Origin of the sequence: Streptomyces sp. NPDC127108 (genome assembly GCF_042677545.1) — a bacterium.
In the GTDB taxonomy this organism is placed as follows: Bacteria; Actinomycetota; Actinomycetes; order Streptomycetales; family Streptomycetaceae; genus Streptomyces.
In genome coordinates this window covers 146,576-166,994 of sequence record NZ_JBHXTE010000019.1, presented here as the reverse complement: position 1 = coordinate 166,994, position 20,419 = coordinate 146,576, and the positions used below count along the sequence as shown (strand labels likewise).

The window sequence follows — 20,419 nt, the reverse complement described above, 5'->3', positions numbered from 1 at the left end:
GGGTCTTGGCCGGACGGTGGGCGTCTCCGGCACCGCCCCCAGGCCGACGGCCCTCGTCCCCGGCCCTCACGCCCCGCCCTCCTCGGCGTCCTTCGTGCTCGCCCGCCCCTCCCCCGGCGGCCCCGCGAACGCCTGGGCGATGGTGAGCCAGTGCTCGGCGTCGGGGCCCTCCGCCCGTAGCGCCAGGTCGTCGGGGTGGGCGCGGCGGGTGGCGAGGAGGCAGAAGTCGAGGGCGGAGCCGGTGACGCGCTGGGCCGCTTCTTCCGGCCCGTACGTCCACACGTCGCCGCTCGGCGCGTGGAGTTCGACGCGGAACTCCTCTGCGGGCGGGGTGAGTCCGCGTACCGCGTACGCGTAGTCGCGTGCCCGGACGCCGATGCGGGCGACGTGCCGGAGGCGGTCGGTGGGGGCGCGCCGGACGCCGAGGGTGTCGGCGACGTCCTGGCCGTGGGCCCAGGTCTCCATGATCCGCGCGGTCGCGACGGAGGCGGCGGACATGGGCGGCCCGTACCAGGGGAAGCGGGCCCCGGCGGGCGCCGCCCGCAGCGCGCCCTGCAACGCCTCCCGCCCGTCCCGCCACCGCGCGAGCAGCTCTCCCGGGGGCACCGCGGCCCCCTCCCGGGCGCCGTCGTCGACGAAGGTGTCCGGCGACTTCAGCGCGACGGCCGCGTGCACGGCGAAGGCGTCGGCGTCGGTCACCGCGAGCAGCGCGGCCCGGTCGGTCCAGGCGAGGTGCGCGATCTGGTGGGCGATGGTCCAGCCGACCGCGGGGGTGTCGAGCGTCCAGCTCGCCTCTCCCAAGTCCCCGACCAGCTGGTCGAGTTCGTCGCTCTCGGCACGCAGATCGTCGAGCACGGCACTGACGTCGGACACGGTGCGCTCCCCTCCGGGCAGGGCGGTGTGCCAGGGAGCATGGCAGCGCTACGAGAAACAAGCAAGCGTGCTTGGTTATTTTCCGGCCGTGTGGACGGGGGCCGGGGGGTGACCGTCGACCGGCCCCTCGGAGCGTCAGGGGGCCCAGGGACCGGGAGGACCCAGAGACCCGGAGGACCCAGGAGCCCGAGGCCCCAGGAGCCCAGAAGGCCCAGGAGCCCGGAGGACTCAGGGAGCCGTCTTCGCCTTCCCCCGCCCCACCTGCGTCCGCACCGCGCCCATGCTCGCCGCGATGACCAGGGTGATCGCGAGGGATTCGACGAGGGTGAGGGACTGGTCGAGGATCAGGAAGCCCGCGATGGCGGCGATGGCCGGTTCCAGGCTCATCATCACGGCGAAGGTGGAGGCGGGCAGGCGGCGCAGGGCGAGGAGTTCGAGGGTGTAGGGCAGCACGGAGGACATGACGGCGACCGCCGCCGCGAGGCCCAGGGTGCTGGGGACCGTCAGCTTCGAGCCGGACTCGATGATGCCGAGGGGAAGGACGAGGATCGCCGCGACGGCCATCGCGAGGGCGAGGCCGTCCGCCTGCGGGAAGCGCCGCCCGGTCCGGGCGCTGAACACGATGTACGCCGCCCACATCGCCCCCGCGGCGAGCGCGAACGCCACGCCGACCGGGTCGAGTTCGCCGAAGCCGCCCCCGCCGAGCAGGAAGACGCCGCACAGGGCGAGCCCCGCCCAGACCACGTTCACCAGGCGGCGCGAGGCGATCACGGACAGGGCGAGCGGGCCGAGGACTTCGAGGGTGACGGCCGGGCCCAGCGGGATGCGGTCCACGGCCTGGTAGAAGAGGCCGTTCATCGCGGCCAGCGTCGCGCCGAAGGCGAGGACGGTGCCCCAGTCGGCCCGCGAGTGCCCGCGCAGCCGGGGGCGGCAGACGACGAGGAGCACCAGCGCGGCGAACAGGAGGCGCAGCGTGACCACGCCGAGGGCTCCGGCGCGCGGCATCAGGCTGACGGCGATGGCCCCGCCGAACTGGACGGAGACGCAGCCCGCGAGGACCAGGCCGATGGGCGCGAGGGCCGCGCGGCGACCGCCGCCGGCACCGGGGCCCGCCGCGTCCTCGGCCACCGCCCCCGCCACCTCGGGCTGCCCGACCGTGACCGGCGCCTCGGCGGCAGCCACACCCTCGGGCGCCGCCGCCCCGTCCGTACGAGAGATGTTCACGCCACGCCTTTCCCGCCGTCGCCGCCGCGACGACCAGCCGTACAGTCCACGCTCATGGACTTCATCGTCCAAGGTAATGGACTACGTCAGGGATGTGAAACCCTTTCGCAGCTTACGGAGACCGCATCGCGACGTACACCCGGAAAAGTCCCCTTACACCCCACTCCTCACCTTTCCTCCAGCGCCTCCGCGAGGACCTCCGCCAGGTGCCGCCCCCGCACCCCCGCCAGCTGCTCCAGCTGGGTGCGGCAGGAGAAGCCGTCCGCCAGGACCTCGGCGCCGGGCGGGGCCTGCCGCACGGCGGGCAGCAACTGCTCCTCGGCGCAGGCCGTCGACACGTCGAAGTGCCCCTTCTCGAAGCCGAAGTTGCCCGCGAGGCCGCAGCAGCCGCCGGACAGTTCGCCGTCGAGGCCCGCGGCGGCGCGCAGTCGGCGTTCGGCCGCGTCGCCGAGGACGGCGTGCTGGTGGCAGTGGGTCTGGCCGACGACCGCGCGGTCCAGGCGCGGCGGCCGCCAGTCGGGGGCGTACTCCTCCAGGGCCTGCGCGAACGTGACCACCGACGCGGCGAGCTCCCGCGCCCCCGGCTCGTCCGGCGGGGCCAGCTCGACCAGGTCCGTCTTCAGGGCGGCCGCGCAGCTCGGTTCGAGGACGACGAGGGGCGTGCCCGCGGCCAGGAGCGGACGCATCAGCTCCAGGGTGCGGCGCTGCACGGCGCGGGCCTGGTCGAGCTGGCCGGTGGAGACGTAGGTGAGCCCGCAGCACACGCCGTCGGGCGGCAGCACGACGGTGAGACCGGCGGCTTCGAGGACGCGGACGGCGGCGCGGGCGACGGCGGGCGAGAGGTGGTCGGTGAAGGTGTCGGGCCACAGGACGACGGTGCCGACGGCGGCCTTGGTGGCCGAGCCCCCGCGCGTACGCCGACGCCACCACTGCCGGAACGTCACCGGCGCCACCCGTGGCAGCGCCCGCCGGGGCTCGATCCCGCCGAGGCGCTTGGCGAGGGCGGCCAGCGGGCCGACGGCGGCGAGGAGGTTGGCGACGCGGGCCGTGCGGGTCGCGGCGACGGCGCGGAGCCAGCGCGGCAGGCGGCCCATCGCGTAGTGCGCGGCGGGCCTGCGCCGCCCCGCGTAGTGGTGGTGCAGGAACTCGGCCTTGTACGTGGCCATGTCGACGCCGACCGGGCAGTCGGAGCGGCAGCCCTTGCAGGACAGGCACAGGTCGAGGGCGTCGCGCACCTCGGTGGAGCGCCAGCCGTCCGCGACGACCTCCCCGGCGAGCATCTCGTGCAGGAGCCGGGCGCGGCCGCGCGTGGAGTGCTCCTCCTCGCCGGTGGCGCGGAAGGACGGGCACATCACGCCGCCGCCGGACGCGGCCGTCGTCGTACGGCACTTGGCGACGCCGACGCACCGGCGGACGGCGGCGGAGAAGTCACCGCCGTCGTGCGGGTAGCCGAAGGCGACATCGACGGGCTCGCGGGGCAGGGGCGTGAAACGGAGGTTGGTGTCGAGGGGGGCGGGGCGGACGAGCATGTCGGGGTTGAGGAGGCCCGCGGGGTCCCAGAGGTCCTTGGCGCGCTCGAAGAGGCGGACGAGTTCGGGCCCGTACATCCTCGGCAGCAGTTCGGCGCGGGCCTGCCCGTCGCCGTGCTCGCCGGAGAGGGAGCCGCCGTGGGCGACGACGAGGTCGGCGAGGTCCTCGGAGAAGCGTCGGAAGCGGGCGATGCCGGGGTCCGTGAGCAGGTCGAAGTCGATCCGCACATGGATGCACCCGTCGCCGAAGTGCCCGTACGGGGTGCCGCGCAGGCCGTGCTCGGCGAGGAGGCCGCGGAAGTCGCGGAGGTAGGGCCCGAGGCGGGCGGGCGGCACCGCGCAGTCCTCCCAGCCGGGCCACGCCTCCGTGCCGTCGGGCATGCGGGTGGCCGTGCCGGAGGCGTCCTCGCGGACCCGCCACAGGGCGCGCTGCCGCGCGGGGTCGGTGACGACGACGGCGTCCCCGCAGTCCGCGCCCCGCACGACGGCCTCGGCGCCCGCCTTCGCCTCCTCCGGCGTGCCGCCGCCCGTCTCCACGAACAGCCAGGCGCCGCCCTTGGGCAGGCCGCGCGGGTCGCGTACGAGGTCGGCGGCCATGCCCTCGACGGTGAGGGGGCGGAGCGGGAGCAGGCCGGGGGCGGCCTCGGCGGCGGCGCTCTCGTCGGCGTAGCCGAGGACGGCGAGGGCGCGGGCGCGCGGCGCCTCGACGAGGCGGACCGTGGCCTCGGTCAGGATGCCGAGGGTGCCTTCGCTGCCGCAGAAGAAGCGGGGAAGGTCGGGGCCGTGCTCCGGCAGGAGGGCGTCGAGGGCGTAGCCGGAGATGCGGCGTGGGAGGTCGGGGAAGCCGGTGCGGAGCAGGGCGAGGTCGCCTTCGACGAGGGCGCGCAGGCCGTCCGGGGCACCGTCCCAGGTGCCCCGCTCCAGCACGCGGGGGGCGCCCGTGGCGTCAGTGGCGGTGACGACGGTCAGCCCTCGAACATTGTCCGCGGTCGTGCCCCAGGCCACGGAGTGGGAGCCGCACGAGTTGTTGCCGATCATGCCGCCGAGGGTGCAGCGGCTGTGCGTGGAGGGGTCGGGGCCGAACGTGAGGCCGTGCGGGGCTGCGGCGCTCCGCAGGGTGTCCAGTACGAGGCCGGGCTGCACCCGGGCCGTGCGGGCGTCCGGGTCGAGCTCCAGGACTTCCGCCATGTGCCGGGTGAAGTCCAGGACGACTCCTGTCCCGGTGGCCTGACCGGCGATGGACGTCCCGCCGCCGCGCGCCACCACCGGCACGTCGTGCTCCCGGCAGGCGGCCAGGACGGCGGCCACGTCGGCCGCGTCGCGCGGGGCGACGACGCCCACCGGGACGCGCCGGTAGTTCGACGCGTCCATCGTGTTCAACGCCCGCCCCGTCACGGAGAAGTCCACGTCCCCCCGGACCGCACGCCGCAGCACCTGCTCCAACTCGTTCCCAGTACCCATGCCCCAGAGGTTGCCCACGCCCACGCCCCTAGTCACCGCCAACATCAACACCAACGTGGTCCGGGGCTGCCCCCGCGCGGTAGCGCGGGGGAAGAACCCACCCACCCCGCCGACGCCGAACGACCGAACCCGCCACCGGGAGGCACGGCCGACCTGAACCGGAGGTCGGCGGGGGGCCGGACGGGGGCGCGGAGCTTACGGCCGACTGGAAACGGGTGGGCGGGTGGGAGAGAAACCCGCGCGGTAGCGCGGGAAAACCCCCACCTCCCGGCACCGGGCAACGTCTCGCGGGATGGACGAGCCCGCCCCCCACGTCCCGAAACAGCTACGCTCCCTACGTGGCTGAGATCCAGATTCCCGCTGACATCAAGCCCGCCGACGGCCGTTTCGGCGCGGGCCCCTCCAAGGTGCGGACGGAGGCCCTCGACGCCCTGGCCGCGACCGGCACCTCGCTCCTCGGTACGTCCCACCGCCAGGCCCCGGTGAAGAACCTGGTGGGCCGGGTCCGCGAGGGCGTGCGCGAGCTGTTCCAGTTCCCCGAGGGCTACGAGGTGATCCTCGGCAACGGCGGCTCGACCGCGTTCTGGGACGTGGCGACGCACGGCCTGATCGAGAACAAGTCGCAGCACCTGTCCTTCGGCGAGTTCAGCTCGAAGTTCGCGAAGGCGGCGAAGCTGGCCCCGTGGCTGGCGGAGCCGACGGTCGTCGCGTCGGACCCGGGCACGCACCCCGACCCGGAGGCGGAGGAGGGCGTGGACGTGTACGCGTTCACGCACAACGAGACGTCGACCGGCGTGGCCGCCCCGATCCAGCGGGTCGCGGGCGCCGACGCGGGCTCCCTGGTCCTGGTGGACGCGACGTCGGGCGCGGGCGGCCTGCCCGTGGACATCGCGCAGAGCGACGTGTACTACTTCGCGCCGCAGAAGTCCTTCGCCTCGGACGGCGGCCTGTGGGTGGCCGCGTTCTCCCCGGCGGCGATCGAGCGCGCCGAGCGGATCCACGCGAGCGGACGGCACGTACCGGAGTTCTTCAGCCTCCCCACGGCGATCGACAACTCCCGCAAGAACCAGACGTACAACACCCCGGCGCTCGCGACCCTGTTCCTGCTCGCCGAGCAGCTGGACTGGATCAACGGCCAGGGCGGCCTCGACTGGTCGGTGCGGCGCACGGCGACGTCGGCGCGGACGCTGTACGGCTGGGCGGAGGAGTCGAAGTACGCGACTCCGTTCGTCACGGACCCGGCGAAGCGCTCGCAGGTCATCGGCACGATCGACTTCGCCGACGAGATCGACGCGGCGGCCGTCGCCAAGGCGCTGCGCGCGAACGGCATCGTGGACACGGAGCCGTACCGCAAGCTGGGCCGCAACCAGCTGCGCGTGGCGATGTTCCCGGCGATCGACCCGGCGGACGTCGAGGCGCTGACGAAGTGCGTGGACTACGTGATCGAGAAGCTGTAACGCCCCGTAGAAACCACAACACCCCGTACGAGCACGGCCCGGGCACGCACCAAGCGCACCCGGGCCGTCCTCGTACCCAGAGCCCCTCAACGGCTGAGCCGCTTGAACCTCCGCACAGCCATCGGCAGGAACACCGCCGTCAACACCAGCGGCCACACCACCGCCATGAGCACCGCGTTCTGCTCGATCCAGCTGGATCCGCCCGCGCCGGGGTTGCCGAAGAGTTCACGGGCCGCCGTGCCGGTGGACGACACCGGGTTCCAGGCGGCGACGGGCGCCAGCCAGTCCGGCATGAGGGACGGCGCCACGAACACGCTGGAGATCATCGTCAGCGGGAACGCCACCGCGTAGAGACCGCCGGCCGCCTCCGCGCTGGGCACGATCAGACCGAGCCAGACGCCCACCCAGATCAGGCTGAAGCGCAGCAGCAGAAGCAGCGCGAACGCGGCCACCGCGTTGAGGACGCCGTTTCCCGGCCGCCAGCCGATCGCCAGGGCCGTGAGCGCGAGGATCGTCAGCTCCGCGCAGGCCACGACGAGGTCGGAGAGACCGCGTCCGGCCGACACCGCCGAGGGCGCCATGGGCATGGAGCGGAAGCGGTCGATGACGCCCTTGGAGGCGTCGGTGACGACGCCCATCGCGGTGTTCATGAAGCCGAAGGCCATGGTCATCACGAACATGCCGGGCATCAGGAACTGCTTGTAGTCGCCTTCGCCGCCGGGCACCTTCATGGCCTCGCCGAAGACGAATCCGTACAGGAGCACGCTGATGATGGGGAAGCCGAGCTGCCAGGCGATCATGATGGGCTGGCGCTGGAAGTGGGTCAGGTAGCGGCGGGTGACGTTGAGGGTGTCGGCGACCGCCCAGTACGCCCGCCCGCGCTCGGCGCCCACGGCGAGGTCGCCGCCCCCGGCGCCGCCCCCACTCGTCGTCGTTCTCGTCATCACGTCACTCATGCCGCGGCTCCCGTCCGGTCCAACCCCTGTGCCTGCCCCTGCCCTTGCGCCTGCCGCGTCTGCTCGTCCGGATCCCCCGCGGGCCGCCCCCCGGTCAGCCGCAGGAACACGTCGTCCAGGCTCGGCCGCCGCAGCCCGATGTCCTCGACCGCGATGCCCTCGTCCTGGAGGGTGCGCGCGACGTCGGTGAGGGCGCCCACCCGGTCGGTGACCGCGGCCTGCACGCGGCGCTCCGCGTCGATCGTCTCGGGCACGCCGTCCGCGACGCGGGCGACGGCCTTGACGGCGGCGGGCAGGTCGGCGGGCTCGGCGACGACGACTTCCAGATGGCTGCCGCCGACGGTCGCCTTGAGGCCGTCGGGGGTGTCGTCGGCGATGGCGCGGCCCTGGTCGATGACGGTGATGCGGGAGGCCAGCTTGTCGGCCTCCTCCAGATACTGCGTGGTGAGCAGCACGGTGGTGCCGCGGCCCACCAGGTCCCGTACGGAGTCCCAGACCTCGCTGCGGCCGCGCGGGTCGAGGCCGGTCGTCGGCTCGTCCAGGAACAGGACGGACGGGGCGAGGATCATCGAGGCGGCGAGGTCGAGGCGGCGCCGCATGCCGCCGCTGTACGTGCCCGCGCCCTTGTCGGCGGCGGCCTCCAGGCCGAACTGCTCAAGGAGTTCCTCGGCGCGCCGCGCGGCCCGCCTGCCGCCGAGGTGGAAGAGGCGGCCGAACATCTCCAGGTTCTGCCGTCCGCTGAGGATCTCGTCGACCGCGGCGTACTGACCGGTCAGGCCGATGCGGCCGCGTACGACGCGGGCGTCGCGCCGGACGTCCGCGCCGCCGACCGTGGCGCTGCCGCCGTCGAGCCGGATCAGCGTGGACAGGATCCGCACCGCCGTGGTCTTGCCCGCGCCGTTCGGACCGAGCAGCCCGTGCACCGTGCCGTGGGCCACGGTCAGGTCGAAGCCGTCCAGGGCCTTCTTGTCGCCGTACCGCTTCTCCAGGCCGCGGGCCCGGACCGCGTATTCGCCGGCGTCGTCGCGCCCGTCGTCGCGCCCGCCGAAGTCACTGTCGCTCACTGCCCCTCCAACTCCCGTTCCCGATCCGTGTGCCGCGTCCGCGCGGATCGGGCCACTGCCGCCCGCACCGCACGGGCACCCTTGTGAGTACACCGTACCCAATTAAGAGTACACCGTACTCAGTTTCACCCCAAGGGCTTATCGTGAGATCCATGGCGACCACGGAGACCAGCGGCAGCGGCGACATCACACGCAGCCTGGAACTGATGTGGGGCGGCGGCGAGCGCCCCACGCGCGGACCGAAACCGGCCCTGACACTGGACCGGATCGTCACCACGGCCGTGCGGCTCGCCGACGCCGAGGGCATCGCCGCGGTCTCCATGCGCCGCCTCTCCACGGAGCTGGGCACGGGCACGATGTCCCTCTACCGCTACGTCCCCGGCAAGGCCGAGCTGCTCGACCTGATGCTCAACCACGTGCAGGCACCCGGCGACGACGAGGAGGCCTTCCACGGCGGCTGGCGCACGGCCGTCGCGGCGTACGGACGCTCGACGCTGGCGCAGTACCAACGCCACCCCTGGCTGCTCCAGGTCAACCAGGCGCGCCCCGTACTCGGCCCGAGCGCGGTCGGCGGCCTGGAGCGGGTCCTCACCTACATCAAGCCGATGGGCCTGACCGACCCCGAGCTGATCTCAGTCCTGATCATGGTCGAGGGATACGTCTCGGGCGTCGCCCGCAACCACGTACACGCGGCCCAGGCCGAGGCCGACTCACAACTCACGGACGAGGCCTTCTGGGAGGCCCAGCGCCCCGTCCTCGAACGCATCATGGAAAGCGGCAAGTTCCCCCTCCTCGCAGGCCTCTCGGAAGACGCCTTCGGCTCGGACTTCGACCACTTCGAATTCGGCCTCCAGCGAATCCTGGACGGCTTGGAGGTATTGGTGGAGAGCCGGGGGCGGGAGGCGGCGAGGCCGCACGGGAAGTGACGGGCGAACTTCGCCTGGCGCTAGCTCTTCCGGAAGACCCGCTTCAGGCCGAAGAAGGCGAGGACCACGGCCGCGACGACAAGAACCCCGCTCTTGTAGCCGCCGCCACCGAGACCGTCGCCATCGTCGCCGTCGGCGCCTCCGGTGGACGACGAACCGCCGGGTGCCCCCGCCCCCTCGACGTCCCTCGGCTCGACGTCGCTCTCCTGGCCCTCGGTGCCGAACATGAGGCGGGTGCCGTCCGGGCTGTACGTCACCGACTCGCCCTGGCGCTGGAGGGGCACGCTCAGGCGGCCCTCGCGCTTGATCTTGCCGTCGCCCTCCCACCGGTAGGAGACGCCGCCGAAGTAGCCGCGCAGGGCAAGCTGTTTGCCGTTGGGTGAGAAGGCGCCGTCGGTCGCCCACAGGTCGACGTCGGCGACGCGCTCGAAGACGTTGGTCCGGGACGTGGACATCCGCGCGGGCGGCGGTCCCTGGTAGAGGCTGGCCTCGCCGTCCTCCTTCTTGTCCACGATGTAGACCCGCCCCGTCTTCGGGTGGACCATCATCGACTCGGCGTCGCGCGGCCCGTCCGAGTACTTCACGACGTACTGCTTCGCCCGGATCGACTGGTCCTTGAGCTGCTTGGGCTCGGGCAGCTTGTAGATCCACACGAACGACCACTTGCCGCCGAGGTTGTCGCCGATGTCGCCGACGTACAGATCGCCGTCAGGCCCCATCGAGATCGCCTCGACATCGCGCGGCCTGCCGACGCCGGTCATCGTGATCGTGGCGACGGTCTTGCCGGTGGCGCTGTCCACCGCGTACAGGAACGCGCCCTTGTCCTGGTCGTTGTGCGTCCAGTACACGCCGGGGTGGGCGCGGGACGCGACGAGGCCGCTGGACTCGGTGATGCGGGGGTCCTTGATGCTGAACCCGTCATTGCCCTTGCCGCCGTCGGCGTGGGCCGCAGGAGCGGTCAGGACCGTGAGAGCGAGCGCCGTGGACACGGCGACGGCGGCGGTGGCGGCACCGGGGACCACAGACGGAAGCGAGCGCATGCTCCCAAGCGTGCCATCCGCGCGGCGGAGGCGGCCCCGGGGTCGCACGGCGTGCTCAGCCTCACACGCGGCGGGGCGGCCGGGCACCCCTCGGTACCGCGATGATGAGCGGATGCTCAGGTTCATGTTCGTCGGCGACTCGATGACCATCGGAAGCGCCGGGGAACACACCTGGCGCTACTGGATGTGGCGCCACCTGTGCGCCACCCACGGCGCCCCCTTCAAGATCGTCGGCCCCCGGGAGACCTTGTACGACAAGGCGACCGAGGCCCCCACGTCGTACGAGTACGCCGAACCCGACTTCCCGCGCCGCCACTTGGCCGGCTGGGGCGAGGGCTGGCAGCACCTGACCCCGCTGATCGCCGACGCCGTCCGGGCCGACCGCGCGGACGTCCTCCTCGTCTCCCTCGGCCTCATCGACCTGGGCTTCTACACCAACGCCGAGCAGACCGCCGCGAACGTGGCCCGCTTCGTCGCCGAGGCCCGCGGCGCCAACCCGCGCGTCGCCCTCGCCGTCCTGCCGGTCATACCGAACGTCCGCGCCGAGGACGACCCCGACTTCGCCGCCGAGGTCACCCGCTTCAACGAACTCCTCGCCAAGACGGTCGCCGACCTGGACACCTCCGCCTCCGCCCTGCTCCTGGCCTCACCCCCGCCCGAGTACGACATCCACCTCGACACCTACGACGGCACCCACCCCAACGAGCACGGCGAGCGGAAGCTGGCGGGGGCGTTCGCGGCGGCGATGTGGGAGGCGTGGGGCCTGGGCGGTCCGCCGGAGTAGCCGCCCCACGAGGCTTGGTCGGCCCTCTCGCCCAGGTGTCCCCTCCCCCGCGGAGCCCAGGAGCCCACAGAGTCCAGGTGCCCGCGCGGAGCCCAGGAGCCCGCGCGGAGCCCAGGAGCCCGCGCGGAGCCCAGGAGCCCGCGCGGAGCCCGCAGTGCGCAAGCGGCCCTCAGCTCCCGCAGAACTCGGCCTCGACCACCGCGTCCTCCCCCTTCTGCTCGCCCCAGTCCCCGTTGCGGTTCATGGTCAGCACATGCCGGCCGTCCGCCGAGGCCACCGTGCGGCTCGCCGATCCGGGGATCATGCCGCCGTGGCCCCAGGCCCAGCAGCCCTCCTTCAGCTTGAAGTGACGTATGCCGAGGCCGTAGACGTCCTCCGGGCCGCCGTGGCCCTTGTCGCCGTCGACGGGGACGGCGGCGAGCAGGGCCCGCTGCTGGGCGGGCGGCAGGAGTCGGCCGCCGAGAAGCTTCGCCATGAAGGTGTTCACGTCGGCCGTGGTCGATATGAGCTGCCCGGCGGCGAAGGCGACCGTGGGGCTGAACTCGGTGACGTCGCGCACCTTCGCGTGCGGTGGGTCCTCGAAGAGCGTGGAGTAGTGCGTCGCGTGCGGCCGGGGCAGCTTGGGCGAGTGGCCGGGCACGCTGGTGCCGCGCAGGCCGAGCGGGTGGATGATGCGCCGGTCGACCGCCTCCTTGTACGTGTCGCCCGTCGCCCTCTCGATGATCATTCCGGCGAGTATGTAGTTGGTGTCCGAGTAGTCCCACTCACCGGCGGCTCCGGGCTTGCTGCCCTTCTCCGGCTGGAAGTTGGGCGGGTGGGCGAGCGCGATGTCGACCAGTTGCGCGGGCTTCCACCGGGTGTAGCGGTTCTTGTCGAACTCGTCTCCCGCGTACTTGGCTCGGAAGCCCTCGTCCATGTTGTAGTCGAAGATCCCGCTCGTGTGGTTCAGCAGGTGCCGGACCGTGATGGCCTGCGGCCTGTACCCCTTGCCGCGCACCACGCCCGGCAGCCACTTCTCGACGCTGTCGTCCAGGGACAGGCGTCCCTCGGCCTCCAGCTTGAGCAGCACCACGGACGTGAAGGTCTTGGTCAGGCTGGCGATGCGGAACTTCTCGTGGCTGTCGCGCTGGTCCCCGGTCGTGAGGTCGCGGACCCCGGCGCGGCCGTGCCACACCCGGCGCCCCTCCCGGACCTGGGCTATGACGCCGGGCGTGCCCTGCTCGACGATCCGGTCGAGGGCGGCCTGGGTCGGGGCGTGTGCCGGGGGCCGCGCGTGTGCCGGGGACGGCGGCGGCCGGTGCGGCTTGTCGGCGGGGGCAGCGAAGCCCGGCGCGGCGGCGACGAGCGCGCACACGGCACCGAGGACCACACCGAGGACGGCCGGGCGACGACGGGAAGGTAAGCGCAGCGAGCTGTGATTCATGGATCCAGCTCACCAGCCAGGCCCACCCCGCTCCATCAGGAATCCCCCGGAGATCGCTCAGGGGAACACACTAGGGGCCCTACGCCCCCACCCCTGATCCCCGCCCGCTCCCGGCACCCTAGCCCTGCTCCCCCCACCCCCGAATCCCGAACTTCCCACCCTCCCGCCGCACTTCAGCCACCCCGGACCCCCCGAAGTGCGCGGGCACGAACAACTCCCGCTCATCGGCAGCCCGTTCCAGCACCCGCCGCCGACTGACGGCCGCCCCCTTCGGGTCCTCGCACAGACAGCTGCTGCACTCCGGCTCCAGGATCTGCACCGGGGTGTGCAGCAGATCGCCCACGAAGACGGCCCGGTCCGTGCCGGAGGCGAGCCGCAGCACGGAGGAGCCCGGGGTGTGGCCGGGGGCGGGTTCGAGGGTGAGCTGCCCGTCGATGCGGTGGCCGCCCTCCCACAGCACGGCCTGCCCGACCCGCACCACCGGCTCCACGCTGTCCGCGAAGATGTTCCGCTGCTCCTCCCGGCGGGCGCGCGAGGCGTCGTCAGGGGGCGCGGGCCGCGCCGCGACACCCTCCGGCGAGAGGTACGCGTGGTCGGCGGCGGGCATGAGGTACGAGGCGTTCGGGAACGTGGGCACCCAACTGTCGCCCTCAGCCCGGGTGTTCCAGCCGACGTGGTCCCCGTGCAGATGGGTGTTGACGACGACGTCCACGTCCTCGGGGCGCACGCCGACGGCCGCGAGCCGCCCGAGGTAGTCCGTCTCCAGCTGGTCGAAGTGCGGCGAGCCCGGCCGCCGCCGCCCGTTGCCGACCCCCGTGTCGACGAGGACCGTACGCCCCTCGCTGCGCAGCACCCACGTCTGTACGACGCCCACGACCTGGTCGTCCTCGGGCTCCCAGAAGTCCGGCTCCAGCCACTCCCGGTGGGCGTCCCACACCTCGGGCGGACAGTCGGGCACGAGCACCCGCCCGGAGCCGAAGCGCCCCCGCAGCTCCTCGACCCGCAGGACCTCGACGTCCCCCAGCATGAACCGCTCCATAGCTCCACCCTCCATCGGCCTCGCGTGGACCTTCGACCCCGTGCGGCCATCGACCCCGTACCGGCCATCGACCCCGTGTCGGCCGTCGACCACTGCACCCCCACGCTAGGAGGCACCTATGAGCGCCTCAATGCGCGACAGCTTCACCCGAATACGCAAACGCCTCACTCTCCACGTACGCTGACCGCATGGACGTGGTGAGCGACGCGATCGCGGCGGTGCGGGTCGGGGACCCCTCGGCGAACCGGGTAGGGGCGGCGGGTAGTTGGAGCGCCAGGCTGTCCGCGTACGAGGGGGCGGGCTTCCACGTGGTCCTGGCGGGCAGCTGCCAGCTGCTGCTCGACGAGGGTCACCGGCCGGTCCCGCTGGGCCGGGGCGATGTGGTGCTGCTGCCGCACGGCTCGGAGCACGTGCTCGCGGACGCGGCGGCGGAGGGGCCGGAGGCGGCGAGACGGGCGCTGGATTTCGAACGCTGGTCGATCCGGCGCGAGCAGAACGCCTCCGCCCCGAGCACCCCCGACCCGAATCCCCTCGAACCGAACCTCCCCGACCCGAGCACCCCCGGACCAAGCACCCCTGAACCAAACACCCCCACCGCAGAGCTGATGTGCGGCAAGTACCGCCTGGACCGGGCCCGAGCCCACCCCCTCCTGGCCGAGCTGCCCGACGTGGTCCACCTCCCGGCGGCCCCGGACCGCCACCCCGAACTGCACGCGGCCCTCGGCCTGTTGGCGCACGAGACGACGGGTACCCGCCCCGGCAGGGACATCGCCGTACCGGGCCTCCTTGACCTGCTCCTCGTCTACTTGATCCGGGCATGGCTGGCCGACCGGGCGGAGGCGGGGACGCCGGGCTGGGCGTGCGCGCTCGGCGACCCGGCGGTGGCGACGGCCCTGCGCCTGCTGCACACGGACCCGGCCCACCCCTGGACGAACGAAGCCCTCGCGGCCCGCGCGGGTGTGTCCCGGGCCACCCTGGCCCGCAGGTTCACGACCTTGGTCGGCCGCCCGCCGATGGCGTACCTGACCTGGTGGCGGATGATGCGGGCGGCGGCGCTGCTGCGGGACGGCGAGGCGCCCTTGGACGCGATCGCGCGCCGGGTGGGCTACGGCTCGCCGTACGCGCTGTCGCACGCGTTCAGCAGGGAGTTCGGGGTGACGCCGGGCCGCTACCGAAAGCGAACCGTCGTCTAAGGCCCTAGAGCCCTAAGGCCCTGCGGACCTGCGGCCCTAAAGCCCCTTCTTCACCAGGAAGTCCACGAATTTCTCAAGGACGTTGGAGGCGTCGCTACGGGGCTGCCCCTCCACGTACAGACAGGCGACGAGGGCGGTCTTGGACTTGGCGGCGAGGAAGCCGTTGAAGCCGTTCGAGCCGTAGAGCGTACGGACTTCGTGTCCGAGGTTGGCGTATTCGTGGCCGCCGATCCGCACGGACCGGGAGCCGAGGTTCTCCGGTTCGTCGACGAGGGCGCCGAGGAGATAGCCCTCCTTCTCGGTGACCTGGATGTCGTAGGAGGTGGCGAGGGTCCTGCCCTCGAAGTCGAGGATGACGCCGCTGGAGAAGGCGCCGCTGCCCATCAGGTAGTAGTCCATGTACTGCTGCCACTCGTCCCCGGGCTTGGTCGACCACTGCCCGCCGGGCCGCTGGTACTGATCCCCGAAGTCGTCGCCCTGCCCCAGGTATTTCTGCCAACGCTCACGCACAGGTGCCTCCTAGCCGACCGTTCCACTGCTTCTGACGGCGTCCCCCGAGAGGATCTCTCCTGGGAAACGTAGTGTCCGCGGGCCGAGTTCCGATATGGAGATCCCGGCCACGGCGGCCGGTTCTGGCGCAGACCGATGGGCCACTCCTGCGGGCTTCGCCGACGCGGCCCCGATGAGGACCCCTCCCCCGCGCGGCGGAGGACTTCCGGCCTCGCGGGCGATCCCTCGCCCCGCCCACCCCCCGAAGCTGAACCCATGGCCCCGAAGATCTTTCACACGCCCCCGCCGGCCCCCGACACCGAGCGGCCGGTTCCGCGCTGGGCGACACGGCTCGCGTACGCGCTTCCGCTGATCCTGCTGCCGTCGTGTCTGTGGCGGCTGCCGTTCGCGCTGCACTTCGAGATGGGGCAGGTGCAGGAGCTGGGCATGCCGTCTTACTGGGTGAGCGTCCCGTACGTGTTGGCGCTCAGCGTGCTCACCGAGGTGGTCGCGATCCTGGCCATCGGGCTCGTGCGGGGGTGGGGAGAGGTGGCGCCCGCCTGGATCCCGGTCATCGGCGGGAGGCGCGTGCGGCCCCTGGCTGCCGTCGTCCCCGCCGTCGTCGGCGGTCTGATCCTCACCGTGCTGTTCACCAGCGTGCCGATCGGCGGGCGCCGCAGGCTCACGCTGTTCGGTGTCACCGAAACCGTCGAGTACTCCAACAGCGCCTGGCACGCGCTCGCCACGGTGTGCGTGTCGCCGACCGCCGTGTGGGGGCCCGCCATCATCGCCCTCGCCGTCGCGTACTACCGCCGCCGTCGCCCCGGCGCCACCCCCGCCGGGGAGCGCGAAGGCGCGCGCCTCAGCGCGCGGGCGTGTGAAGGATGCCGTTGATCAGGACGTTCAGGTGCCACGTGTTGCGGTCGCCGTGGGCGAACAGGGACGCGCGGAGTGCGGTGATCATGGGGTACTTGTCGGCGGGCAGGGACGCGTAGCGGCGGTCCGCCGCGGTGATGGCGTCGACCTTCCCGATGTCCTTGGTGTTGTGCACGCTCCGCTCTGCCGCCGCCGCGGCGACGTGGAGGAAAAGCAGGTCGACGGCCCACCCGGCCGTGGTGTCGTCGAGGCCGCCCTCCTTGAGCAGCGCGAGCATGCGGTCCAGGACGAGCAGCGCGTTGTCGCCGGTGGGGATCACCCCGAGGGCCACGGCCGCCAGGCCCTCGTGGCGGCTCATCGCCTCCGTAGCGGCGGCCATCAGCGCCCGGAGCCGCTCCTGCCAGGTGCCCTCCGCGGCGACAGGGACCTGCGCGAGGGCCGCGTCCAGCATGGCCGTCATGAGGTCGTCGCGATTGGCTACGTAGACGTAGAGCGAGGCCGGGCCAGTGTCGAGTTCCTTGGCCACGCGGCGCATCGTCAGGGCGTCCAGGCCGTCGCGGTCCAGGATCTCCAGGCCGGTCCGCACGATGACGTCGCGACTCAGGGGCGCCTTGGCGGGGCGCGCGCGGCGGCTGGTCGGCGGCGTGGTCATGGGGGAAGCGTAGCCGCGGGCGAACGCCGTTTGACACGAACAGCGTTCGTTACCTAGCTTGGACGTATCGAAACGAACGCCGTTCGTGACGAACGCCGGTCGTCAGCGGTTTTCCCTGACGGCGGTACGACGACGGCACTCGTTGGCCTCACGGCCCTCATGGCCCGCCCGACTCACCCGGCCCGTCCGACTCGCCTGCCCGGCCCGCTCGGCCTACCCAGGCCCGGCCTGCCCGGCCCCACCTGGCCCTCACCACCCCGAAGGACCCGATCCCTCATGATCCTCATCACCGGCGCCCGCGGCGCCGTGGCCACCCGCCTCACCGCCCTCCTCCACGCCGACGGCCTCCCCCTCCGCCTCGGCTCGGCCCACCCCGACGACCTCGCCCCGCCGTCCGACGTCCCCACGACCCGCCTGGACCTCACCGACCCGACGGACTTCCCCACCGCCCTGACCGGCGTGAAGACCGTCTTCCTCTACGCTTCCCCCGACCGCGTCACCGACTTCATAGCCCACGCCGACCAGGCCGGAGTCGAGCACATCGTGCTCCTGTCCTCATCGAGCGTGCTGGGCCCGGCCCCCGAGGACGACCCGCTCGCCGCGTCCCACCTGACCGTGGAGAACGCCCTGTTGGCGTCCCCGATCACCACGACGATCCTCCGCCCCGGCTCCTTCGCGTCGAACGCCTCCGCCTGGGCGTGGCCCATCAAGGCCGGCCGCCCGGTGAACCTGCCGTTCCCGGACGCGCACACCGACCCGATCCACGAGCTGGACGTGGCGGAAGCGGCCCGAGCCGTCATCCGGGAACTCCGGCACCACGGCGGCACGTTCACCCTGAGTGGCCCGGAGTCGCTGTCGTTCACCGAGCAGATCGACCAGCTCGCCGAGGTCACGGGCCGCCCGGCCTCGGTCGAGCGGGTCACGCGCGAGCAGTGGAAGGAGGAGATGGCGGACTACATCCCCGCCAAGTACGCCGACGCGCTCCTGAACTGGTGGGAGTCCAACGACGGCAAGCCGGTCGCGCTGACGCACGCGGTCGAGGAGCTGACGGGTCACCCGGCACGTCCGTTCGCGACGTGGGTCGCCGACCATGTCGCCGAGTTCACGGCCGGTTGAGCCTGGTTGAGACGGGTCGGGCCGACCACCGCAACCTCCATGCGGAACAGGCTGGTTGGTCACACCAGGCACACCAGGCACACCAGGCACACGAACGGATCCACACTCTCCTGGTCCGGATGCCTGGAGCGTGCGGGCCGTCAGGGCCTGGACAGTGCCAGGCCGGGCATCTGCGGGTGCCGCAGCTGCTGCCTGCCGTCGTGGACATGCAGCGTGAATGCCTCCGGTCCCGGCCGGTCTGCTACGTCGTAGGCGTCGAGGACGCGCTCGATCCGTTCCCACAGCCTCACTGGGCCGCCCTCGCGCACGGCCCATCCACTGTCACCGGAGGTGAGGGTGGCGGCTGAGCCGGTGACGACGTCGACCAGATGGACAACCTCACCCACGGTCGTCATCTGCGCGTCGGGCACCGCGCTCTGGGCGAGGAATCGAAGGTGGAATGCCTCCTCGGTCGCGGCGCTGATCCGCTCCGGGCTGTGCGCGGTGTTCCGCGGCTTGTCCGGCAGGCCGGCAGCCCAGTGGGCGGGGTTGCCGAACACGGGCGCCGCGTGCGTACGCGCCGACATGAACGACACCGTGCCACCGAGCAGCTGCCCCTCGGCGGTGCCGTCCTCGGCCACCGTCAGCAGGACGCGGGCGTAACCATAGAGCCAGCCCGACAGGGTGAGCAGGATCTTCCCGCCCGGACGTACTTGCGCAAGTAGGGCGGGCGGGACCGCGCGGAACGAGCAGGCGGCCACGATCCGGTCGAACGACGCTTCGGGCCAGTAGCCGTACAGGCCGTCCGCCACTGCCAGGGTCGGCGTGTAGCCGCACTCGTACAGCGCGCTCGCTGCCTGCTCCAGCCGACGGCCGTCGACCTCGATCGACGTGACGTCGGCGGAGCCGAGCCGTTCGCAGACGAGCGCGGTCGAGTAGCCGGTCCCGGTGCCGATCTCCAGCACCGTGTGTCCCTCGGCGACCTCGGCATCCGCCCACATGCGCACGACGAGCGAAGGCAGCGTGGAGGAGGAGGTGGGCGCCCCACCGTGCCGTACGGCAGGAGCCTTCCAGTCGGTTTCCTCACCGTCGAACTGCGTGATGAGCGTGGTGTCGGAGTACGCCGCGGCCAGCCACCGGCCGTGGTCGAGTTCGGCAGTGACCGGCTCCCAGACGGTCAGGCCCTGCCCGTCGCGTGCGTCGGCGGGCAGGTAGAAGCCGGGCACGAATCGGTGCCTGGGCACGGTCTCCACCGCTTGGCGCCAGGTCGGATCAGCGAGCGTGCCGTCCTCGACGAGGGCCTGCGCCATCGTCTCACGCAGGCGTACGGCTTCGGGCTCACCGTCAGCGGGCATCCTCATGTCACTTCCTCCTTCCGGTCAAGGATGTCGGCGAACGCCTCGGTGATGGTCGGGGCGTCCGGGAGCCAACCCCACTGGCCGTTCGGATTGCACTCGATCGCCGTCCAGTGCCCCGGGTCGTCCCCGTCACCGGTCAGCGCGAAATCGAAGCAGCCGAAGACCAGACCGAAGGCGGCCAGGTAGCGGTGCAGTGCGACCTCGATCGAGGCCGGGACGGCGATGGGGGCGTGGATCAACCGGTCCCAGTCGCCACGGCGCCAGTCCAGGGCAGCGTCCGGGGCGGCAATCCGCTGGGCGAACACTCGGACGCCGACCACGGTGACCCGTACGTCGCCGGTCTTGGGGATCTCGGCCTGAAACAGGTGTGCGGTCACCGCGAGGGCGTCGTCGAAGGTGTCCGGGTGCACACGCTGGGCCCAGATGGCCCCCGCATGGCCGTCCTCGCCGGGCGGCAGGCCACGGAAGGGCTTGTAGATGACGTGCTCGTGTTCGGTGGCGAACTTCCGTACCTGCTCGACGTCGTTGGTGACCAGCGTCGGCGGGATCGTGAGGCCGAGTGCGGTGAACCTGGCCAGCTGGGCGGGCTTGAAGTCCGCGCGGGTCACAGCGGCGGGATGGTTTACGTACAGCGCGCCGTGCAGATTGTTCAGGATGCCACCGAGTCCGTGCCTCGCCTCGGCGACGCAGAAGTCCCGCTGCTGGCCCGGAAGATGCCCGTACCGGGCGGCGTAGGGGGTGGGTCGACGCCAGTAGACCGCCGCCACCTCCCCCAGCTCCACCTCCCGGCTCGCCGTACGCAGTCGCCCGCTCCAGACGGGGCTGTTCGCCCCTATGTCGAACCCGAAGGACAGGGTGGGCCCGATATCAGCGGGGTCGACCCGGACGACGGGCACCTCGCGCTCGTTCAGCGCGGCGATGACCTTGTCCGCGGTGACGTCTTCCAGCGCTGTGACGACCAGGACGGTGGAGGCCATCGG

18 protein-coding genes are annotated in these 20,419 nt (G+C 72.4%); 6 read left to right on the top strand and 12 right to left on the bottom strand.

The genetic code is table 11. From position 1 onward, the window contains the following. Window positions 1–66: 66 nt before the first annotated feature. The 3 genes from ACFVHO_RS18225 to ACFVHO_RS18215 form a co-directional block, all read right to left on the bottom strand. Window positions 67–873, bottom strand: a complete 807-nt coding sequence (locus tag ACFVHO_RS18225) for a TIGR03084 family metal-binding protein (RefSeq protein ID WP_385715128.1) — start codon at window positions 871–873, stop codon at window positions 67–69. Window positions 874–1,101: 228 nt separating this feature from the next. Continuing rightward, complete coding sequence (locus ACFVHO_RS18220) at window positions 1,102–2,001, bottom strand: DMT family transporter (RefSeq protein ID WP_385715163.1); 900 nt, start codon at window positions 1,999–2,001, stop codon at window positions 1,102–1,104. Between the two features lie 263 nt (window positions 2,002–2,264). Then, on the bottom strand, window positions 2,265–5,087 hold the full coding sequence (locus tag ACFVHO_RS18215) for an FAD-binding and (Fe-S)-binding domain-containing protein (protein WP_385715126.1): 2,823 nt from the start codon (window positions 5,085–5,087) through the stop codon (window positions 2,265–2,267). Between the two features lie 338 nt (window positions 5,088–5,425). Here ACFVHO_RS18215 and serC point away from each other — a divergent pair, with 338 nt between their 5' ends. Then, entirely contained in the window at window positions 5,426–6,544 is a 1,119-nt protein-coding gene (gene serC, locus ACFVHO_RS18210; protein ID WP_385715123.1) for a phosphoserine transaminase, read from the top strand. Window positions 6,545–6,630: 86 nt separating this feature from the next. Here serC and ACFVHO_RS18205 read toward each other — a convergent pair whose 3' ends face one another. After that, the gene (locus tag ACFVHO_RS18205) at window positions 6,631–7,500 is read right to left on the bottom strand and encodes an ABC transporter permease (protein WP_385715120.1); all 870 of its coding nucleotides are present in this window, start codon (window positions 7,498–7,500) and stop codon (window positions 6,631–6,633) included. Next, window positions 7,497–8,564 carry an ATP-binding cassette domain-containing protein gene (locus ACFVHO_RS18200; protein ID WP_385715117.1) on the bottom strand — a complete coding sequence of 356 codons (1,068 nt, stop codon included), beginning with the start codon at window positions 8,562–8,564 and terminating at the stop codon, window positions 7,497–7,499. The genes ACFVHO_RS18205 and ACFVHO_RS18200 overlap by 4 nt, the downstream gene beginning before the upstream one ends. Before the next feature lie 152 nt (window positions 8,565–8,716). Between ACFVHO_RS18200 and ACFVHO_RS18195 the strand changes: the two genes are divergently transcribed. Next, on the top strand, window positions 8,717–9,490 hold the full coding sequence (locus ACFVHO_RS18195; RefSeq protein ID WP_385715114.1) for a TetR/AcrR family transcriptional regulator: 774 nt from the start codon (window positions 8,717–8,719) through the stop codon (window positions 9,488–9,490). 20 nt (window positions 9,491–9,510) lie between these two features. Here the strand turns inward: ACFVHO_RS18195 and ACFVHO_RS18190 are convergent, their stop codons facing one another. Then, window positions 9,511–10,530: a WD40 repeat domain-containing protein gene (locus tag ACFVHO_RS18190; RefSeq protein WP_385715111.1), complete on the bottom strand. Its 1,020-nt coding sequence runs from the start codon at window positions 10,528–10,530 to the stop codon at window positions 9,511–9,513. A 112-nt stretch (window positions 10,531–10,642) separates the two neighbouring features. Between ACFVHO_RS18190 and ACFVHO_RS18185 the strand changes: the two genes are divergently transcribed. Then, a complete protein-coding gene (locus ACFVHO_RS18185; protein ID WP_385715108.1) occupies window positions 10,643–11,314 on the top strand; it encodes a GDSL-type esterase/lipase family protein in 672 nt (223 codons plus the stop codon). Window positions 11,315–11,483: 169 nt separating this feature from the next. Here ACFVHO_RS18185 and ACFVHO_RS18180 read toward each other — a convergent pair whose 3' ends face one another. Together ACFVHO_RS18180 and ACFVHO_RS18175 are read right to left on the bottom strand one after the other, a co-directional pair. Further along, complete coding sequence (locus ACFVHO_RS18180) at window positions 11,484–12,737, bottom strand: serine hydrolase domain-containing protein (protein ID WP_385715105.1); 1,254 nt, start codon at window positions 12,735–12,737, stop codon at window positions 11,484–11,486. Between the two features lie 118 nt (window positions 12,738–12,855). Further along, window positions 12,856–13,776, bottom strand: coding sequence for an MBL fold metallo-hydrolase (locus tag ACFVHO_RS18175; protein WP_385715102.1), 921 nt, complete (start codon window positions 13,774–13,776; stop codon window positions 12,856–12,858). Window positions 13,777–13,964: 188 nt separating this feature from the next. Between ACFVHO_RS18175 and ACFVHO_RS18170 the strand changes: the two genes are divergently transcribed. Beyond that, the gene (locus ACFVHO_RS18170) at window positions 13,965–14,969 is read left to right on the top strand and encodes an AraC family transcriptional regulator (RefSeq protein WP_385715099.1); all 1,005 of its coding nucleotides are present in this window, start codon (window positions 13,965–13,967) and stop codon (window positions 14,967–14,969) included. 36 nt (window positions 14,970–15,005) lie between these two features. Here ACFVHO_RS18170 and ACFVHO_RS18165 read toward each other — a convergent pair whose 3' ends face one another. After that, the gene (locus tag ACFVHO_RS18165; protein ID WP_385715097.1) at window positions 15,006–15,479 is read right to left on the bottom strand and encodes a profilin; all 474 of its coding nucleotides are present in this window, start codon (window positions 15,477–15,479) and stop codon (window positions 15,006–15,008) included. Window positions 15,480–15,734: 255 nt separating this feature from the next. Between ACFVHO_RS18165 and ACFVHO_RS18160 the strand changes: the two genes are divergently transcribed. Next, window positions 15,735–16,352 (top strand): hypothetical protein, encoded by a 618-nt coding sequence (locus ACFVHO_RS18160; RefSeq protein ID WP_385715095.1) that lies wholly within the window; start codon window positions 15,735–15,737, stop codon window positions 16,350–16,352. Here the strand turns inward: ACFVHO_RS18160 and ACFVHO_RS18155 are convergent. Continuing rightward, window positions 16,321–16,986 (bottom strand): TetR/AcrR family transcriptional regulator, encoded by a 666-nt coding sequence (locus tag ACFVHO_RS18155; RefSeq protein ID WP_385715092.1) that lies wholly within the window; start codon window positions 16,984–16,986, stop codon window positions 16,321–16,323. The two genes, ACFVHO_RS18160 and ACFVHO_RS18155, sit on opposite strands and share 32 nt — an antisense overlap. 276 nt (window positions 16,987–17,262) lie before the next feature. Between ACFVHO_RS18155 and ACFVHO_RS18150 the strand changes: the two genes are divergently transcribed. Continuing rightward, the gene (locus ACFVHO_RS18150; RefSeq protein ID WP_385715089.1) at window positions 17,263–18,102 is read left to right on the top strand and encodes an SDR family oxidoreductase; all 840 of its coding nucleotides are present in this window, start codon (window positions 17,263–17,265) and stop codon (window positions 18,100–18,102) included. 140 nt (window positions 18,103–18,242) lie between these two features. Here the strand turns inward: ACFVHO_RS18150 and tgmC are convergent, their stop codons facing one another. Both tgmC and tgmB read right to left on the bottom strand, forming a co-directional pair. Further along, window positions 18,243–19,442 carry an ATP-grasp peptide maturase system methyltransferase gene (tgmC, locus tag ACFVHO_RS18145; protein ID WP_385715086.1) on the bottom strand — a complete coding sequence of 400 codons (1,200 nt, stop codon included), beginning with the start codon at window positions 19,440–19,442 and terminating at the stop codon, window positions 18,243–18,245. Further along, window positions 19,439–20,416 carry an ATP-grasp ribosomal peptide maturase gene (tgmB, locus tag ACFVHO_RS18140; protein WP_385715083.1) on the bottom strand — a complete coding sequence of 326 codons (978 nt, stop codon included), beginning with the start codon at window positions 20,414–20,416 and terminating at the stop codon, window positions 19,439–19,441. Before tgmB ends, tgmC begins: the two co-directional genes overlap by 4 nt. Window positions 20,417–20,419: the final 3 nt, after the last annotated feature.

Excerpts from the sequence above, each read along its gene's own strand:
- ACFVHO_RS18195 (WP_385715114.1), top strand. The coding sequence starts at position 8,717 with ATGGCGACCACGGAGACCAGCGGCAGCGGCGACATCACACGCAGCCTG.
- ACFVHO_RS18205 (WP_385715120.1), bottom strand. The coding sequence starts at position 7,500 with ATGAGTGACGTGATGACGAGAACGACGACGAGTGGGGGCGGCGCCGGG.
- tgmC (WP_385715086.1), bottom strand. The coding sequence starts at position 19,442 with ATGAGGATGCCCGCTGACGGTGAGCCCGAAGCCGTACGCCTGCGTGAG.
- ACFVHO_RS18170 (WP_385715099.1), top strand. The coding sequence starts at position 13,965 with ATGGACGTGGTGAGCGACGCGATCGCGGCGGTGCGGGTCGGGGACCCC.
- ACFVHO_RS18175 (WP_385715102.1), bottom strand. The coding sequence starts at position 13,776 with ATGGAGCGGTTCATGCTGGGGGACGTCGAGGTCCTGCGGGTCGAGGAG.
- tgmB (WP_385715083.1), bottom strand. The coding sequence starts at position 20,416 with ATGGCCTCCACCGTCCTGGTCGTCACAGCGCTGGAAGACGTCACCGCG.
- ACFVHO_RS18155 (WP_385715092.1), bottom strand. The coding sequence starts at position 16,986 with ATGACCACGCCGCCGACCAGCCGCCGCGCGCGCCCCGCCAAGGCGCCC.
- ACFVHO_RS18190 (WP_385715111.1), bottom strand. The coding sequence starts at position 10,530 with ATGCGCTCGCTTCCGTCTGTGGTCCCCGGTGCCGCCACCGCCGCCGTC.
- ACFVHO_RS18185 (WP_385715108.1), top strand. The coding sequence starts at position 10,643 with ATGCTCAGGTTCATGTTCGTCGGCGACTCGATGACCATCGGAAGCGCC.
- ACFVHO_RS18215 (WP_385715126.1), bottom strand. The coding sequence starts at position 5,087 with ATGGGTACTGGGAACGAGTTGGAGCAGGTGCTGCGGCGTGCGGTCCGG.
- ACFVHO_RS18160 (WP_385715095.1), top strand. The coding sequence starts at position 15,735 with ATGGCCCCGAAGATCTTTCACACGCCCCCGCCGGCCCCCGACACCGAG.
- ACFVHO_RS18180 (WP_385715105.1), bottom strand. The coding sequence starts at position 12,737 with ATGAATCACAGCTCGCTGCGCTTACCTTCCCGTCGTCGCCCGGCCGTC.
- ACFVHO_RS18150 (WP_385715089.1), top strand. The coding sequence starts at position 17,263 with ATGATCCTCATCACCGGCGCCCGCGGCGCCGTGGCCACCCGCCTCACC.